This window comes from Pseudidiomarina sp., from assembly GCF_033722695.1.
GTDB lineage: Bacteria > Pseudomonadota > Gammaproteobacteria > Enterobacterales > Alteromonadaceae > Pseudidiomarina.
Genome location: NZ_JAWVYM010000022.1, coordinates 1 through 17,830 on the forward strand (window position 1 = coordinate 1; position 17,830 = coordinate 17,830).

General features: G+C 54.7%; 18 protein-coding genes. 7 read left to right on the top strand and 11 right to left on the bottom strand.

The features are described from left to right. From R3196_RS08360 to R3196_RS08390, 7 genes are all read right to left on the bottom strand, one after another. Positions 1-495 (bottom strand): shikimate dehydrogenase (locus R3196_RS08360; RefSeq protein WP_318936318.1); only part of this gene is annotated, 495 nt, incomplete at its 3' end. A gap of 20 nt (positions 496-515) precedes the next feature. Next, on the bottom strand, positions 516-1,433 hold the full coding sequence (hemF, locus tag R3196_RS08365) for an oxygen-dependent coproporphyrinogen oxidase (RefSeq protein WP_318936319.1): 918 nt from the start codon (positions 1,431-1,433) through the stop codon (positions 516-518). A gap of 2 nt (positions 1,434-1,435) precedes the next feature. Then, on the bottom strand, positions 1,436-1,987 hold the full coding sequence (locus R3196_RS08370; RefSeq protein ID WP_318936320.1) for an L-threonylcarbamoyladenylate synthase: 552 nt from the start codon (positions 1,985-1,987) through the stop codon (positions 1,436-1,438). 27 nt (positions 1,988-2,014) lie between these two features. Next, positions 2,015-2,413 carry a type I DNA topoisomerase gene (locus R3196_RS08375; RefSeq protein WP_318936321.1) on the bottom strand — a complete coding sequence of 133 codons (399 nt, stop codon included), beginning with the start codon at positions 2,411-2,413 and terminating at the stop codon, positions 2,015-2,017. Beyond that, on the bottom strand, positions 2,414-2,887 hold the full coding sequence (locus R3196_RS08380; protein WP_034775415.1) for a DUF494 family protein: 474 nt from the start codon (positions 2,885-2,887) through the stop codon (positions 2,414-2,416). It lies immediately after the preceding gene. A gap of 2 nt (positions 2,888-2,889) precedes the next feature. Next, positions 2,890-3,927 (bottom strand): DNA-processing protein DprA, encoded by a 1,038-nt coding sequence (dprA, locus tag R3196_RS08385; protein ID WP_318936322.1) that lies wholly within the window; start codon positions 3,925-3,927, stop codon positions 2,890-2,892. 35 nt (positions 3,928-3,962) lie between these two features. Further along, complete coding sequence (locus tag R3196_RS08390) at positions 3,963-5,063, bottom strand: LysM domain-containing protein (protein ID WP_318936323.1); 1,101 nt, start codon at positions 5,061-5,063, stop codon at positions 3,963-3,965. Positions 5,064-5,144: 81 nt separating this feature from the next. Between R3196_RS08390 and def the strand changes: the two genes are divergently transcribed. From def to trkA, 4 genes are read left to right on the top strand one after another with little or no spacing between them, the layout of a single operon-like run. Then, complete coding sequence (gene def / locus R3196_RS08395; protein WP_318936324.1) at positions 5,145-5,651, top strand: peptide deformylase; 507 nt, start codon at positions 5,145-5,147, stop codon at positions 5,649-5,651. A gap of 4 nt (positions 5,652-5,655) precedes the next feature. Beyond that, positions 5,656-6,630 (top strand): methionyl-tRNA formyltransferase, encoded by a 975-nt coding sequence (gene fmt, locus R3196_RS08400; RefSeq protein WP_318936325.1) that lies wholly within the window; start codon positions 5,656-5,658, stop codon positions 6,628-6,630. Then, positions 6,614-7,924, top strand: coding sequence for a 16S rRNA (cytosine(967)-C(5))-methyltransferase RsmB (gene rsmB / locus R3196_RS08405; RefSeq protein WP_318936326.1), 1,311 nt, complete (start codon positions 6,614-6,616; stop codon positions 7,922-7,924). Before fmt ends, rsmB begins: the two co-directional genes overlap by 17 nt. Next, complete coding sequence (gene trkA, locus R3196_RS08410; RefSeq protein WP_318936327.1) at positions 7,921-9,297, top strand: Trk system potassium transporter TrkA; 1,377 nt, start codon at positions 7,921-7,923, stop codon at positions 9,295-9,297. Before rsmB ends, trkA begins: the two co-directional genes overlap by 4 nt. 13 nt (positions 9,298-9,310) lie before the next feature. Here trkA and R3196_RS08415 read toward each other — a convergent pair whose 3' ends face one another. Together R3196_RS08415 and R3196_RS08420 are read right to left on the bottom strand one after the other, a co-directional pair. After that, a complete protein-coding gene (locus tag R3196_RS08415; protein ID WP_318936328.1) occupies positions 9,311-10,762 on the bottom strand; it encodes a TrkH family potassium uptake protein in 1,452 nt (483 codons plus the stop codon). 128 nt (positions 10,763-10,890) lie between these two features. Continuing rightward, positions 10,891-12,858, bottom strand: a complete 1,968-nt coding sequence (locus R3196_RS08420) for a transglycosylase SLT domain-containing protein (RefSeq protein ID WP_318936329.1) — start codon at positions 12,856-12,858, stop codon at positions 10,891-10,893. 167 nt (positions 12,859-13,025) lie between these two features. On the opposite strand from R3196_RS08420, the gene fadB reads away from it, so the two are divergent. The 3 genes from fadB to tusA all read left to right on the top strand — a co-directional run bounded on the left by fadB (position 13,026) and on the right by tusA (position 16,718). Beyond that, on the top strand, positions 13,026-15,167 hold the full coding sequence (gene fadB, locus R3196_RS08425) for a fatty acid oxidation complex subunit alpha FadB (RefSeq protein ID WP_318936330.1): 2,142 nt from the start codon (positions 13,026-13,028) through the stop codon (positions 15,165-15,167). Positions 15,168-15,194: 27 nt separating this feature from the next. Beyond that, positions 15,195-16,361, top strand: a complete 1,167-nt coding sequence (gene fadA / locus R3196_RS08430; RefSeq protein WP_318936331.1) for an acetyl-CoA C-acyltransferase FadA — start codon at positions 15,195-15,197, stop codon at positions 16,359-16,361. A 102-nt stretch (positions 16,362-16,463) separates the two neighbouring features. Next, entirely contained in the window at positions 16,464-16,718 is a 255-nt protein-coding gene (gene tusA / locus R3196_RS08435; RefSeq protein ID WP_318936332.1) for a sulfurtransferase TusA, read from the top strand. Positions 16,719-16,725: 7 nt separating this feature from the next. Here the strand turns inward: tusA and R3196_RS08440 are convergent, their stop codons facing one another. Both R3196_RS08440 and R3196_RS08445 read right to left on the bottom strand, forming a co-directional pair. Continuing rightward, the gene (locus tag R3196_RS08440) at positions 16,726-17,205 is read right to left on the bottom strand and encodes a GNAT family N-acetyltransferase (RefSeq protein WP_318936333.1); all 480 of its coding nucleotides are present in this window, start codon (positions 17,203-17,205) and stop codon (positions 16,726-16,728) included. A 13-nt stretch (positions 17,206-17,218) separates the two neighbouring features. Beyond that, complete coding sequence (locus tag R3196_RS08445) at positions 17,219-17,824, bottom strand: DNA-3-methyladenine glycosylase I (protein ID WP_318936334.1); 606 nt, start codon at positions 17,822-17,824, stop codon at positions 17,219-17,221. Positions 17,825-17,830: the final 6 nt, after the last annotated feature.

Below are 17,830 nucleotides of genomic sequence, written 5' to 3' on the forward strand. Positions count from 1 at the left end.
GTGGGCGAAATCACTGGCAATTTGTTCCGCGCGGGCTTTGGTGCGATTGACCAGGGTAATCTGTGCCACGCCCGCTTGCTTTAAAGCCGGCAGAACCCCGCGAGCCGCGCCGCCGGCGCCCAACAAAATAACCTGCAGTCCCGGCACGTCGACACCGGCGTTTTGTAAATCGCGGACCAGGCCCAGGCCATCGGTATTGTCACCCAGTATCTGGCCTTGCCCCAAGGGGACCAGGGTATTGACAGCACCGGCTTCATGGGCCCGCTCACTGAGATGGGTGGCGACATGGATCGCGGCTTCTTTAAACGGCAGCGTGACATTAGCGCCCGCTCCGCCCTTGCGGAAAAACCGGGCAACATCGCTCGCGAACTGCGTGGGTGTGCATAAGGTGCGGGTATAACTGTTGGTCAGCCCGAACTGATCGGCAAAGGCGGCATGAATCTGCGGCGACAGACTATGCCCGACCGGGTTACCAAATACTGTAAATAAGGCCATCTTGCGCGCCCTCCGCTGCGTTAAAGTTCGTTAAGCCAGTCGCGGGGACGCAGAAAATCGCGGTACAGCCGCGCCTCGGGTGATCCCGGCTCAGGTTGGTAGCCGTATTCCCAGCGCGCCAGGGGTGGCATCGACATCAGAATAGACTCGGTGCGGCCGCCGGTCTGTAAGCCAAACAGCGTGCCCCGGTCCCAGACCAGGTTGAATTCGACATAACGGCCACGCCGATAGAGCTGGAATTCACGCTCCCGCTCACCGTAGGGCGTATCTTTGCGGCGCTGAATGATCGGCAGATAGGCGTCAAGATAGGCATCGCCGACCGCCCGCATAATGGCAAAGCACTCGTCAAAGCCGCGATCATTCAGATCGTCAAAAAATAAACCGCCAACACCGCGGGTTTCGTTGCGGTGCTTTAACCAGAAATAATCATCGCACCAGGCTTTAAATGCCGGGTACAGATCGGGCCCAAATGGCGCCAGCGCTTCAGCGGCCACCTGATGCCAGAGTTTGACGTCTTCCTCGTACGGATAAAACGGGGTCAGGTCAAATCCGCCGCCGAACCACCAAACGGGGTCAGCCCCCTCTTTTTCGGCAATGAAGAAGCGCACGTTGGCGTGGCTGGTGGGGATGTAAGGGTTATGCGGATGCATCACCAGGGATACGCCGCAGGCGTTAAAGTTGCGGCCGGCCAGTTCCGGACGGTGGGCGGTTGCTGAGGCGGGCATCTGGGCGCCAAACACATGGGAATAGCCAACCCCGCCCTGTTCCAGTACCTTACCCTCGCGCAGGATCCGTGAGCGGCCACCACCACCGCCTTCCCGCTCCCAGCTTTCTTCCTGAAAAGTGCGACCGCCATCGGCTTGCTCAAGCGCCGCACAAATGCGGTCCTGTAAATCGGTCAGATAGGCATTCACCTGTTCCAGCATTTCATTGTGCATAATCAGTCCCGGAAAATTTGTTGGCTCAGGGGGTCAATAATTTGGGTTGGTCGTGAGGCGCCGCCGGTGGGCGCGTCCATCACCCAGGCCACTTTGTCGCCAAAAGTGGCACGTACGTCATCACCACGCACTAAGGGCGGCTCGCCGGTATAATTGGCGCTGGTCGATACGATAGCGCTGTTCAGGGCGCGGCATAGCTGCCGGGCCGGTTCATGGCCGGTTACCCGTACCGCGATCTGGTCGGATTCGCCACGTAACCAGCGCGGCACCTGGGGTGCCGCTGGCAGTAACAGCGTGACAGGACCGGGCCACCGGGAGAACACGCTGAACCTTTTATCCTGAGGTATCGCCAGGTCGTCAACAAAGCTCACCAACTGACTGTAGTCCGCTGCCAGCAAAATCAGGCCTCGCTCAACCGGCCGTTGCTTCAGCGCCAGCAGCTTCTCTACCGCCGCCTGGTTGCGCGGATTGCAGCCCAGACCGTAAACAGCCTCGGTAGGATAGGCTAATAACTCGCCTTGCTGAAACGCGTCACGTGCAGCCTGCCAGTCCATGAAGTACTCCTGAATAACCAGTTAAAATTACGAAATCGGTGATCTGTACTCACACTCGGCCTGGGCGCAGACCATGCGCTCGCCGGCAGCGGTACGTTTTTTCAGTAACAGCGCATAACCGCAAAGCGGACATGATTGTGCCACAGGGGGAAGATTAACGGAAAACTTGCAGGCTGGGTACTGATCGCAGGCATAAAAGGAATTACCAAAACGGCTGGTTTTCTGAACCAGTTTACCGGCTTTACATTCCGGGCAGGCGACATCAGTGCCCGGATCGAAATCCGCAGCAGTCATATAGTCGCAGTCAGGATAGCCACTACAGCCGACATAGAGACCGTAGCGGCCTTTTTTTAGTTGCAGTTCACGCTCACACCGGGGACAGGGAACGCCCAGTGGTTGTGGCTCAAGAAAGTTATCGGCGGTCATTTAGTGCAACAGACCTTCCGGCTCCTCGAACAGTAAGCCTTCCATCTGATCATAAGCGTCTTCGCGTCCGGGCACATTGAAGAGCACCATCAGCACCACCCACTTAAGATCATCCAGCGTGAATTGCGGCGTATCCAGTTCCATGACCCGGTCAATAACCATTTCGCGGGTAGCGAAATCCAGCACGCCCAGATTCTCCAGGTACATCAGAAAGCCCCGACTATCGCAATCCAGGCGGGCAGCTTCTTCTGCGGTATAAATACGGATAGCACTGTTCGGCGAACGATTTAAATAGGGTTTCGTCTGGCTGTCCTGAAGCTCAGCCAGCCGCTCTAACCACGCCAGAGCTTTGAGAATTTCCTGCCGGTGAAAACCTGCCCGGGTCAGTTCGTCCGTCAACTCATCATGGTCAACCACTACTTCCATGTCCGAATGAATGTAGTTCTCGAACAGGTACATGAGGATATCAAACATCGTTAGCGCCTCCCCATCTTTATGTAACCACCGGCGACTGAGACGATGTGCCCCTCCAGCTCGAGCAGAACCAGCTGCTCTGTCACGATAGCGACCGGTAGTCCGCTACGCGCTATTATAGTGTCAACAGAGGTCGTCTCATTGCCCACATTAGCCAACAAATTCAGGTTTGCCAAGCTTCCACAACATTTATTTTCTTTGCCATGATTGCTAGATGTGGGCACTGGCGCAAAATTCAACTCTTCGAGTACCTCATCGACTGCTGTGACCAGGGTCGCACCCTCACGAATCAGCTGATGACAGCCGGCCATAGCCGGGTCCCAAATCGAGCCGGGCAGCGCCAGCACAGCACGATTATGCTCAGCTGCCAGCCGGGCGGTGATTAAGGATCCACTCTGACGCTGTGCTTCAATAACCAGAATGCCCTGACTCAGCCCACTGAGAATACGGTTGCGCCGCGGAAAGTGGTCGCGGCGGGCTGTCACACCTGGCGGAAACTCTGTGACCAGCAACCCGCCCTGGGCTATTTGCTGCTGCAGTTGCCGGTTGCGCGGCGGATAATAAATATCCGGGCCGGTGGCTAGCACTGCCATCGTAGTGTTTTCACTAAGCGCCGCCCGGTGTGCAGCACTGTCGATACCGAGTGCCAACCCGCTGCTGACAATAATACCGGCGCGGGCCAGCCCTGTCGCAAAATGGGTGGCACTGTGCAGGCCCACCGGGCTGGCTTTGCGGCTGCCCACGATACCTATCTGCGGGCGCTGGAGCAGATCCGGGTTGCCATGGACGAACAAGGCTAACGGCGGCTGCGGTATTGCTCTGAGGAGTTCCGGATAAGTGGGGCTGAACCAATCCAGCAGATGATGATTGGGCTGTTTCAGCCACGCTGCGGCGCGCTGCAGTTCAGCGGGCCGTGCTTGCTGCGCATCAGTGAGCAGCCGGCGGGCAGTGGACCAGTTACTTTGCTGCTGAATTTTACGTTGTATACGGGCCGGTGCCCGTATCGCACTGAGTAAAACAGATAGGTCTTCAGCGTCCATGCTGATTCGCTCTCCATGCAATGTTCAGGGGTTAACTAATCAATATATTTGGGTACGTAGTAATCGCCCACTTTAAGCCATTCCTCCGAACCGACCACCATGGCGTAGCTCGAATGATCATTGACCTCAATAACCAGCAGTTCAGCGGTTACTTTTGCCGGCAATTGTGTCGTTTCCCGCCAGAAGCGCGACAAGTCGTCAGAGGGTTTATAGCGGTTTACTGCTGCTGGCTTCTCGCCCCCGGTAAAGATAATCACACCGGGGCGCACAGCCTGGTACATCTGACCGATTTCGACACCGTCGACAGCACCGCGATCCAACACCACGACATCAAATTTGCCCTGTTCCAGCCGCTCATTCAACGCCGCGACAATATAACCGTCTACTTCAGCACCGCTCTGGGGCTTTATGAATTCCGGTAATTTCACCTGTTCCGCGCTTAGCAATACATCACCGCGACGAACTTCGCGCTGCAGATTAGCCAGCTCGGCCTCCCACAGGTCGCCTTGTTGCATGGTTACCCGGGCATTGGCCACATAACGCACCAGTTGCTCACCCTGCAACGAAGTAAAGGGCGTAAACACCCGGTAAGGACCGGGCTGCAGATCGCCCTCAACGAATACCGGAGCCATGCCGTTAACCCTTGGAGCGCCGCGGTTGTCACCCAGTATCTGTGGCGCGCGCTCAAATGCTTCAACACTCATAACGCGATGCTCAGTAAGGTAGGCGCTTAACTGTTCGCGGGAAAACATCGGAATCGCCTCGCCTTTGGGCAGCACTTCGCCATCCGGCAGCAAGGTTTTCTGTTGTTTGCGGACCAGTTGTGGCCGGCCATCACGCCAGACCAGGTAAAGCCGGTCACCCGGATAAATCAGGTGGGGATTGTCGATGTCCTCGTTGACCCGCCACAATTCCGGCCATAGCCAGGGATCATTAAGAAATAATTCAGAAATATCCCACAGGGTATCGCCTTTTTTTACGATATATTCCTGCGGCGCGCCTTCACGCAGCCGGATTACATCACCCCGGGTTGTTGCTGCGCTATCAGCCCCGCTATCGCCATTGGCATCGGCAATACCCGGCGCATTGAGTAAAAAGCCGATTAACGCAATCGGCAGAAATCGCCACCTGATCATGTTGAACTCCATTGTAAACCCGTGTGTTCATCTCCAAATTACGTTAAAATTACCGAAGATGAAACTAGCGAATGACAAGTTATGACTAAATTGACTATTTTAGAATATCCTGATCAGCGTTTACGTACTATGGCGCAGCCCGTTGCGGCTGTTGACGACGCGCTGCGTGGCACTATCGATGATATGTTTGAAACCATGTACGATGCCAATGGTGTCGGCCTGGCGGCGACCCAGGTGGATGTGCATCAGCGCCTGTTCATTGCTGACTGCAGCGAAGATCAGAGCGAACCCCTGGTGTTTATCAATCCGGAGATTACAGAAAAATCCGGAGAATTCGCCAATGAAGAGGGCTGCCTGTCGTTCCCGGGAGTTTACGCAAAGGTTGAACGGGCTTCGAACATAAAGGTACAGGCGCAGGATCGTAACGGTGAAACCTTCACCATGAACGCAGAAGGTTTGCTGGCTATTTGCATCCAGCACGAGCTTGACCACCTTAATGGCAAATTATTTGTGGACTACCTGTCGCCACTGAAACGCGACCGCATCCGCAAGAAACTTGAAAAAGAAGCTCGTCAACGCGCTGAGTAACCCAATGCGACTACTATTTGCGGGAACACCGGACTTCGCCGCACGCCATCTGGCGGCCCTACTCGATAAACCTGAGTTCGAGGTGGTTGCGGTATATACCCAGCCTGACCGCCCCGCTGGTCGGGGCAAAAAACTTCAGCCCAGCGCCGTAAAGCAACTGGCGCTGGCTCACGACATACCCGTTGAACAGCCCCCCTCGCTGAAATCAGCCGAGACGCAGGCCCGACTAGCCAGTTGGCAGGCTGACGTCATGGTGGTGGTCGCCTATGGCCTGATTCTGCCGCAGGCGGTACTCGATACGCCCCGTCTGGCCTGCGTTAATGTTCATGGCTCGCTGTTACCACGCTGGCGTGGCGCGGCACCTATTCAGCGCGCGCTCTGGGCCGGCGATGAAGAAACCGGCGTTGCTATCATGCTGATGGCAGCAGGCCTTGATACCGGCCCGGTTTTACTGGAACGGCGTTTACCCATCAGCCATGATGATACCTCTGCCAGTGTTTACGAAAAACTAGCGCAGCTTGGTCCCGAAGCTTTGCTCGAATGCCTGTATAAGCTACCCGAATATCTGGCCGCCGCGCAGCCGCAGCCCGACGACCAGGTGAGCTACGCCCATAAACTGACTAAAGAAGAGGCAGAACTGGACTGGCAACAACCCGCTGTCGTATTAGAGCGCTGGGTGCGGGCTTTTAATCCCTGGCCGATCTGCTGGTTGCAGACACCAGCCCATGACATCATCAAAGTGTGGTCGGCAGCGGTGGTGCCGGGCGCGCGTGATGCCGCGCCAGGGACTATTATTCGTGCTGACAAACAGGGTATTGTTGTACAAACCGGCGATCAGGCGCTGGCGATCACGCAATTGCAGCCTCCCGGAAAAAAGCCAATGTCCACAGCTGATTTTCTGAACAGTCGCAGCGACTGGTTACAGCCTGGAATGCAATTGAGCAGCACGGAGGCCCGTCAATATGGCAACACCCCATAGCGCCGGCGCAGCCAGTCGTGCCGCTGCCGCGCAAGCACTGTTTATGGTGCTTGAACAAGGCCGCTCACTGAGCCAGGCGTTACCCACAGTAACCAGCTCGCTTAGTGGTCGCGACCGCGCCCTGTGCCAGACCCTTTGCTATGGGGTACTGCGATTTTTACCCCAGCTCAACTTCGTTATTTCCCGCTTACTTGCCAAACCATTGAAAAAAGACCTCGCTATACTGCACTCGCTGCTGCTAGTAGGCACTTACCAACTCATCTTTTTGCGTACCTCTGATCATGCCGCCATTTCAGCCACGGTCGAAGCCGCCGTATTGCTGCAACGAAGCCGGCAAAAGGGGCTGGTGAATGGCGTACTGCGCAATGTTCAGCGCCAGCGCGAGCAACTCGAGGCCGCCCTCGCCAGCCACGATGAGTTGCAACATAATCATCCACGCTGGCTGGCAGACAAAATTCGCGACCATTTTGGCTCCGCTCAGGCTGCCGCAATTTTTTCGGCTAATAATCAGCAAGCACCGATGTGGCTTCGCATTAATGAACAGCGCACCGATCGCGCTGAGTATTTGGCACTTCTCGCTGAGACCGATATTGGTTATCACGCCGAGTCACCACTGAGCTCAGCCATCCAGCTCATTCATCCGGTCGATGTGCAGCGCTTGCCTGGTTTTGCCGACGGTATGGTTTCGGTGCAGGACCTCGCCGCCCAGCATGCCGCATGGTTACTCGACGCCCGTGCCGGCGAACGCATTCTTGACAGCTGTTCAGCCCCCGGCGGTAAAACCGCGCATATCCTGGAGCGCCAGCCTGATTGCCAACTGGTTGCAGTAGACAGTGACGCTAAGCGATTAGAGCGGGTGCATGATAATTTGCAGCGCCTGCACCTCTATGCTGAAGTTATCAACGGCGATGCCATGCACCCCGATGCGTGGTGGAATGGTGAGCCGTTTGATCGTATTTTACTTGATGCACCCTGCTCAGCGACCGGGGTTATTCGCCGTCACCCGGATATAAAATGGTTACGGCGCAGCCAGGATATCCCGGTGCTGGCGCAGTTGCAGTCAGATATCCTGGATACCATGTGGTCATTACTGAAACCCGGTGGTACTCTGCTCTATGCGACTTGCTCAATACTACCGGCTGAGAATTCAGAACAAATAGCGGCCTTTTTGACGCGTCACGATGATGCGCTGCAGGTCAGTGTTGCGCCATCAGGAACACCTGACTGGCAATGGTTACCCGGTGAACAGGGTGGCGATGGATTCTATTACGCAAAACTGGAAAAGCGCACATGAAAATTATCATTCTGGGTGGCGGCCATGTCGGTGGAACCCTGGCGGAAAACCTGGTCAATGAAGATAATGATATTACCGTTATTGACAAGGATCCTTCGGTGTTAAGCGAACTTGCTTCCAGCCATGATATCCGCACCGTCGAAGGCATTGCCTCCCATCCCCGGGTATTGCGTAATGCCGGTTGTGAGGATGCCGATATGATCATCGCAGTAACCCCCAGTGATGAAACCAACATGCTCGCCTGCCAGATTGCCTATACCTTGTTTCGCACCCCGAAGCGAATTGCCCGGATCCGCTCAGAAGAATATATCGACTTTAAAGACCAGCTGTTTCATAAAGATGATATGCCCGTCGATCACCTGATTTCGCCAGAGCAACAGGTTACTTTATATATTAAACGCCTGGTCGATTATCCTGGTGCCCTGCAGGTGATGGAATTCGCCGGCGGGCGCGCCAGCCTGGTTGCCGTTAAGGCTTACTATGGCGGGCGCCTGGTGGGCCACGCAATCTCCTCACTAAAAGATCATATGCCAAATATTGATACCCGGGTGGCCGCAATCTTCCGCAAAGGCCAGGCGATTAAACCCATGGGCACCACCATTATTGAAGCCGGTGATGAGGTCTTTTTTATCAGCGACACCCGCCATGTACGCACCGTGATGGAAGAGATGCAACGACTGGAGCATCAGTACCGCCGTATTATGATCGCCGGCGGCGGTAATATCGGAGCGGGCCTTGCGCGGCTGCTGGAAGCTGAGCATCAAGTTAAGCTCATCGAGCAAAATCATGACCGGGCTGAGAAGCTCAACGAGAGCTTGCGTAAGACCACCATTTTACAGGGCGATGCCTCGGATAAGCGGCTGCTGATTGAAGAGCATATCGAAGATATTGATGTGTTTATCGCCGTCACCAATGATGATGAAGCTAATATCATGGCAGCCATGCTGGCGAAAAAACTCGGTGCCAAGAAAACCATGGTGCTTATTCAGCGCCAGGCTTATGTCGATCTGGTACAGGACGATATCGTCGATATCGCCATATCGCCCCAGCGCGCCACTGTTTCTGCCCTGCTCGCACTCATCCGAAAAGGCGATATAGTGAACGCTTACTCACTTCGAAAGGGCGCAGCAGAAGCTATTGAAGCCATTGCCCACGGCGATGAAAAAACCTCAAAAGTAATTGGCAAAGCGATTAGTGAAATTAAACTGCCGCCAGGCACCACCATTGGCGCTATCGTCAGGGGTAACGAAGTGTTAATTGCCCACGACGACACCATTTTACACGCCGATGACCATGTCATCCTGTTCCTGGTTGATAAGAAGTATATTCGTGAAGTTGAGCGCCTGTTCCAGCCAAGCGCCCTGTTCTTCTAATCAGGTTAACGGGTTACGAACGCCAGAACGTTGGTGTCAGTAGCACCAGGATAGTAAATACTTCAAGGCGGCCAAACAGCATGGCAATGACCAGCAACCATTTTGCGGTATCCGGAATATCCGAATAATTGGCCGCCACGTCGCCCAGCCCCGGGCCGAGGTTATTTAAGCAAGCCGCGGTTGCCGAGAACGCCGTTAAATCATCCATGCCCGTGGCCAGCAAGCCCAGCATGATAACCACAAATACCAGCGCATAAGCCGCAAAGAAGCCCCACACCGCCTCAACCACGCGCGGTGCCAGAATCCGCTGTCCCAGCTTAACGGTATAAACCCCGGCCGGATGCACCAATCGGTTCAGCTCGCGCACGCCCTGACGAAACAGTAACAGCACGCGTACCACCTTGAGGCCACCCGCAGTCGAGCTCGCACAACCACCGATAAAGCTGGCGAACACCAGAAGAATCGGCAGAAACAGCGGCCAGCCGGCAAAATCAGTGGTGGCAAAGCCTGCTGTGGTACTTATTGATACCGCTTGAAACATGGCTTGGTTAAAGGCCGTTCCGACATCGCTAAATAAGTTGTGGAGCAGCACCGTGGTAAATACCGTCAGAATCAACACCAACTGAATAAGTAAGAAAGCCCTGACCTCCGCATCGTTCCAGTAACTGCGCGCGGTTCGTCCGGTAATTGAAGCATAGTGTACGGCGAAGTTCATAGACGATAGCAACAAGAACACCACACAGATGGTATTGATAACGCTACTGTCAAAGTAGCCCATACTGGCATCATAGGTACTAAATCCGCCAACAGCGATGGTTGAGAAAGAGTGCCCGATAGCGTCAAACCAGCTCATTCCTGCCAGCCAGTAAGCGATGGCACAAGCGGCGGTCAGTGCGACGTAGATGTACCAAAGGTGTTTAGCCGTGTCGGCAATCCGGGGGGTCAGCTTCGCGTCCTTCAACGGTCCCGGAATTTCGGTGCGGTAGAGCTGCATACCGCCAATGCCCAGCATCGGCAAAATCGCGACCGCGAGTACAATAATACCCATGCCGCCAAGCCATTGCAGTTGCTGGCGGTAGAATAAAATACTGTGCGGCAGGTACTCGAGACCCTGTATAACAGTCGCGCCGGTGGTGGTCAGGCCGGAAAACGACTCAAATACCGCATCCGTTACCGACAGCGGTAATTCTTCAGCAAACCACAACGGCATAAAGCCGACCATGCCAAGCACGGTCCAGAACAATACCGTCAGTAAAAAGCCATCCCGCACTTTCAGATCGGTGTTTTGATGTCGGTTCGGATACCAGACCACGAATCCCAGAATAATCGACACGGCAAAGGCCAGCATGAAGGCCATGCCACCGCCGTCCTCGTAGATCACCGCAACCACTGCCGGCGGCAGCAGTGTGGCACTAAACAAACAAATCAACAGACCTAAAATGCGAAATATTCCGCGTAGACGCACAGTTAATCCCCGGTTTTTATTGTTAGTGTAACCCGCCCCTAGGTTGCAGGGTCTGGATAATCGTAGTGTATTGCGGCGGCTTTGCGTAGTATTTTCTCGCGTACGGGTAAATCTCCCCGCCGCCCGGTCTAACGCCCTGCTGCTGCCTTGCTGATCGCCATCGGCACTAGTTCAGCAAATACAGATGTCTCTTGCTCACGCAGGTCACGGTAGATCTGCTGATATGCCAGCACATTTTTGACGTAGTCGCGGGTTTCCTGATACGGGATGGTTTCGATCCAGCGATCGACCGCCATGGGTTCGTCTGGCAGCCACTCGAATACCCGGTAGATACCCGCGTTATAGGCAGCGGTTGCCAGCACCCAGTTATGGCCAAGCCGCCCGCGCAGCTCGGCGAGATAACTGGTACCCATGCGGATATTCGTTGGCACATGTTGTATTTGCTGATTGCTTAGGGGCTTGCGTTCCAGGTACTCCGCCGTCCGCGGCATAATCTGCATCAACCCGTGGGCACCCGCAGGCGAGTGAGCATCAAAGCGAAACGAACTCTCGCGCCGTGAAATGGCGAAAGCCCAGTTCGGATCAATGCCCGCCCGCTCGGCGTAATTTTCATGGTCGCTTTGATAAGCCTCAGGAAAGCGCACCCTCACTGCATCATATTCACCGAGCCGCGCCAGGGTGAAAATGGCCTGATCATACCAGCCCCACTGATGGGCCAACACTGCAGCCAGCTGTTGCTGCTGGCCATCGAGCTTGGGCAGTAGCTGGTTCCATTCCCGCCGCGCGGAAAGATAGCGTCCCAAGCGCAAAAATTCATAAGCGCGGCGAATGTCGTCGCGCTCCCGCAAAGCCGCCAAATCCGCAGGCTGATAATTTATAGCTTCGCGTGCCAGGCTATGGGGCTGCCCGATACGGGCGGCGGCAAGAAAGCCGTAGTAATGGCGCTCACCGGCAAGCTTCCTGTAGATTGGCTGCGCCAGTTCCGGGCGCCCGGTCTCGCCATAGGCCCGGGCTAACCAATACTGCCACACCGAATATTGCTGGGTGACTACCGGTAGCCGCGGCACCAGCTCGATCAATGCCTGCCAGTTACCGTTGCGGACCCAACTGGCAAGCTGCCACTGCAACGACTGGTCGGTGTGCTCAGCCGGAGCCAGCTTTGCCAGCCATTCGTCTGCAGCCGGGTGATCTTTAACACTCAGTGCTACGCCAAAGCGCTGATACAGAAAGTTCAGCTGTTCGGCATTCAGCTTCAGGGTTGTCGGTAAGTTGGTCAACAGACCAATGGCACGGTCTGGATCGCGCCATATCAGCCGACTCAGACCATAGGTCACGATTTCGGCTTCATGTTTGGGATAAACCCCGGTGAAATAATGCATATGCCGGACGTTAGCCGGATCCCGGCGTACCTGATGGTAACGATCAGCCAGATAGCCCATGGATTCGGGCAATAGCCGGCCCAGGTAGGGAATCAGCGTATGGTTACCGCCTTCAGCCGCCAGTTTCAAACGCGCCCAGATCAGCTCATCAGTGCGGTTACCCGCCTTAGTCCAGCGCGCCAGTAGCGGGTCGCAGGCCTTAGGTAGCGAGTCTCCGGTTTGCCAGAGATGGTCCACGGCCCGATAGATGGCGTCAGCCGGAGTCAGTTCCAGGTCCAGCTGGTAGCGATAATTCAGACACTGGTTGGCGGTGCTCCCTGGCGGCTGAAAATCTCGCACAAAACGGGCTTTTTCATCGTTGCGCGCCAGATAGGTCAGCCATACTTGCCGGAGCTGCCAGTCCATCGGTGTATGCTTATAGGTCTCCAGGAAACGAAGCACTCGATCTTCATTGGCAAGGTAACCGACCTGTTGCAGACGCTTCAGCTCGAGATAGGGAACCAGCGGATAATCCCCTAATTCCTGCAGTAATAACTCATATTCGGGCAGACGGCCGCGGCTGGCAGCGTATTCGGCTTTGACAAAAAGCTCACGCTGCTGGCGTAATTTCCCGGCATCGCCGATGAGAGGATCGTCAATGAGAGGCTCAGCCTGAACCAATGGTCCCAGGAGAACCGTAAAAAACAGCGTACAACTGAACACAACTTGCTTTAGCATAATTTCAAACGCACGTTTAAATAATCATTGAAAAATGAACTTGATCAGGCCAAACTCTTGTCTGACCGCTCACAAGACACATTAGCTCATGAGAGCCTGAATGACCTTAATACTAGCACTTTAACCTAAAGCAAGCTGAGAATCAGTAAATGCTAAGGAGACCGAACATGATTTATCAGGGTGATAGCATTCAGGTCGAATTTGTCGAGGATGGCATTGCCGAATTACAATTCGCGGCGGCCGGCTCAGTAAACAAGTTTGACCAGAAAACCTTGGAAGAATTCAGTAACGCGCTGAGTAAACTCGCCACCACCGACAATTTGCGTGGTGTTATTGTCACCAGCAGCAAGCCGACCTTTATTGTCGGAGCTGATATTACCGAATTTCTGACCTTGTTTGCCGATCTCGGGCAAACCAAAACCTGGGTAGCGAAAGCGTCACGGGTATTTGATCAGCTGGAAGACCTGTCGGTACCTACGGTAGCAGCGGTTACCGGCTTCGCCTTAGGCGGCGGCTGTGAAGCTGCGCTGGCCTGTGATTACCGGGTTGCTGATACCACCGCGACCATTGGTCTGCCGGAAGTGAAACTGGGTCTGATCCCTGGTTTCGGCGGCACCATGCGCCTGCCGCGTATTATCGGTCCGGATAACGCACTGGAATGGATTACCACCGGCAAAAACAACAGCGCTACAGATGCGCAGAAAGTTGGCCTGGTCGACTCAGTGGTAGCGCCTGAAAAACTTCGCGAAGCCGCGCTGGCAATCGTGCGTCAGGCCGCTGACGGTGAACTGGACTGGCAAGCCAAGCGCCAGCCGAAGCTCGAACCTTTGCGGGCCAATGATACCGAACTGACAATGACGCTGGTTACCGCCAAAGGGATGGTTGCTGCCAAAGCGGGCAAGCACTACCCGGCCCCGCACGCTGCGATAAAAGCAATCGAACAAGGCGCCCGCGAGCATCGCGAAAAGGCCCTGAACGCCGAGAACGAAGCCTTTGTTGGCCTGACCCAGACCGACGCCTGCCAGGCCATGGTTGGTATCTTCCTTGCTGATCAGAAAGTGAAAGGCAAAGCGAAGAAAGCCGCTAAACAGGCAACCAAAGAAATCAAACGCGCCGCCGTATTAGGCGCTGGCATTATGGGCGGCGGTATTGCTTACCAATCGGCCTATAAAGGTGTGCCTGTGGTGATGAAGGACATCCGCCAGGATGCCCTTGATTTAGGCATGAACGAAGCCAGCAAGATTCTGGGTAAACTGGTTGAACGCGGTAAAATAGATAACAAAAAACTGGCTAAGGTGCTGTCGTCTATTACTCCTACCTTACTCGACGAAAGCATCAAAGACGTGGATATTGTCGTTGAGGCCGTGGTTGAAAACCCGGACGTGAAAGGTAAGGTGCTGGCACAGACTGAATCTGTGGTGGATAAAGACGCCATTATTGTCTCTAACACCTCGACCATTTCAATCGACCGGCTGGCGAAGAACCTGAAGGATCCATCACGCTTCTGCGGTATGCATTTCTTCAATCCGGTGCACAAAATGCCGCTGGTGGAAGTTATTCGCGGGAAAGACACCTCTGATGAGACCGTCGCCGCGGTGGTAGCCTACGCCGCCCGCATGGGTAAAACCGCTATCGTAGTCAATGATTGCCCTGGCTTTTTAGTCAATCGGGTGCTCTTCCCTTACCTGGCTGGCTTTTCACTGATGGTTGATGAAGGCGTTGATTTTGCCGGCATCGATAAAGTAATGGAAAAGCAGTTCGGCTGGCCTATGGGCCCGGCATATCTGTCCGATGTGGTCGGTATTGATACCGCTGATCACTGTACCGAAGTGATGGCCGAAGGCTTCCCTTCGCGTATGCCGCGCGATAACAGCAGCGCCATTGCTAAGCTGGCCGAAGCTGGCCGCTACGGCCAGAAAAACGGCAAAGGTTTTTATAACTACGGCGTCGATAAGAAAGGTCGCCCGGTGAAAGAGAAAGCACCGGAAGTGTATGAGATGCTGGGTATTTCCGGTAAAGAGCTGAGCGCTGATGAGATCATCGCCCGCTGCATGGTGCCTATGGTCAATGAATGTGTCCGTTGTCTGGAAGAAGACATTGTCGCATCGGCGGCCGAGTGCGATATCGCCCTGCTTTACGGTCTGGGGTTCCCACCGTTCCGCGGTGGCCCGTTCCGCTATCTGGAAACCATGGGCCTGGACAAATTTATCGAACTGGCTGACAACTACGCCCATCTGGGTGAAATGTATCAGGTAACCGATGGTCTGCGCGACATGGCCAAGTCAGGTAAATCGTATCTGGCCGGTTAATTCAGCGCAGAGCTAACGGAGGAATTTATGAAAGACGTAGTAATTGTCGACTGTATTCGGACCCCCATGGGTCGTTCTAAGAACGGTGTGTTCCGTAATGTGCGCGCCGAAGACTTATCCGCGCACCTGATGAAAGGTTTGCTGGAACGCAACCCGCAGGTAGATGTGAACGAGCTTGAAGACATCTACTGGGGCTGTGTACAGCAAACCCTGGAGCAAGGCTTCAACGTAGCCCGTAACGCCGCGCTGCTGGCAGGTATCCCCCACCATGTAGCGGCGGTTACCGTGAACCGTTTGTGTGGCTCTTCGATGCAAGCCATCCATGATGCCACCCGGGCTATTATGGCCGGTGATGGTGAAATCTTTATTGCCGGCGGCGTGGAACACATGGGCCACGTACCTATGGATCATGGCATCGATTTTCATCCCGGCCTGAATAAATCGGTGGCTCGCGCCGCCGCCATGATGGGCATGACTGCTGAATTGCTGGCCCGTAAATTTGATGTGGATCGGGCCGCCCAGGATGCCTTTGGTGCCCGCTCTCACAAGCGGGCCCATGCAGCCACGGTTGAAGGCCGTTTCGCCAGAGAGATTCTGCCCATTCAGGGCCATGATGCCGACGGCGTGTTGCGGATGATTAAAGACGATGAAGTCATTCGTCCGGAAACCACAGTCGAAGGGCTCGCGCAGTTGCGTCCCGTGTTTGATCCGGCTAACGGCACGGTAACTGCAGGTACCTCATCGGCGTTGTCCGATGGGGCGGCCGCGGTGTTGATTATGTCAGCAGATAAAGCCAAAGCGCTGGGGCTAAAGGCGCGCGTGCGCATCCGCGGTATGGCAGTCGCCGGTTGTGACCCATCCATTATGGGCTATGGCCCGGTACCCGCCACGCAGAAGGCGCTGAAGCGCGCCGGCCTGGATATCAATGACATTGAGCTATTCGAGCTAAACGAAGCGTTCGCGGCGCAATCACTGCCGGTACTTAAAGGCCTGGGCATCTATGACAAAATGGAAAGCCAGGTAAACCTGAATGGCGGCGCTATAGCTCTTGGGCATCCCTTAGGTTGTTCTGGCGCACGGATCTCCACCACGCTTATCAATCTGATGGAAGATCGTGACGCAACCTTGGGCCTGGCTACGATGTGTATCGGCCTTGGTCAGGGTATTGCCACTGTTTATGAGCGGATTAACTGATCGTCTTTTGGTCAACTTGCAATAAAATAAGTAGTACAATAAAGCCGCTGCCGGTTTACCGGCGGTGGCTTTTCTAACTGGACTGCCTGGAGAGCAAAACTGATGAGCGACACCCAACAGCCTGAAACACATGTTGAGTTAGATACCCTTGGGTTACGTTGCCCCGAACCGGTGATGCTGATCCGTGTTGCTATCCGCCGGATGGCGCCAGGAGAGTTATTAAAAGTTATTGCCGATGACCCGGCCACCACCCGTGATATCCCCAGCTTCTGCCGCTTCATGGATCACGAGTTGGTACAGGCAGCGACTTCAGCACCGCCTTACACCTATCTGATCCGCAAAGGCGAGTCTGCCTGAGCTGGTATCAGAGCGATTTCTGCCAGAACTCGGCTTTGCCCATAGCTTCATCAAGCTGATAAGGCGCGAAGCCGAATTTTTCATAAGCAATTTTGGCCGGTTCATTTCCCTGCAACACTTCCAGCGTGAGCTTACAGCAGCCCCGGAACTGTGCCAGGGTGGCGACTTCTTCTAATAACCGCTTGGCGATACCCTGCCCGCGAAACGCCTTGGTAACAGCGATATCGTGGATATTCATCACCGGTTTAGCGGCAAATGTTGAAAAGCCCTCGACACAGTTCGCCAGACCCACCGCCTCATCATCAACGAAAGCCAGCAATGAGAACACGTGTTCCCGTTTAGCCATTTCATCCACCAGATTCTGGCGGGTCGCTTCGGGTAACGCAGTGCCGCCACCCATTGGGTCACGGGAGTAATCGTCGAGCATAGCGACAACGGCTTGCCGATGCCTGGGATTGTGATAATCGGCTAAGGTAATCTCTAACATGGTTTTCTCATAGTTAAGGGTATGAATTTAAGTTGAAATTTCGCATCTGATCACTGACCGGCCGGTAACAGTGGCAGTCGACCACATGATCATTCACCATGCCCACCGCCTGCATAAAGGCGTAGCAGATCGTCGTTCCGACAAACGTGAAACCGGCTTTTTTGAGTGCCTTTGCCATGGTATCAGAAACCGCATCTGAGGTGGGTACGTCACCGCCCTGGCGGCTGAAAATCCGTGGCTGCCCGTCACTGAACTGCCACAGAAACTGATTAAATTCGATGCCTTGGTCCTGCAACTTAAGAAAAGCGCGGGCGTTTTTAAAGATGGACTCGATTTTCAGGCGATTGCGTATGATGCCGGCATTTTGCATGAGTTCATCTTTATAACTTTCCGGTAACGCAACAATCCGGCTCGGATCAAAATTGCAGAAAGCCTGGCGGTAGCCCACCTGTTTACGCAATACGGTAAGCCAGCTCAGACCGGCCTGCTGACCGTCCAGACATAGTTTTTCGAACAGCTCGCGGCTGTCTTTTACCGGGCGCCCCCACACCTCATCATGGTATTGCACGTAATCGTCATGGGTGCCACACCAGCTACATCGCCTAATTGTCGTCGCCATTTTGCA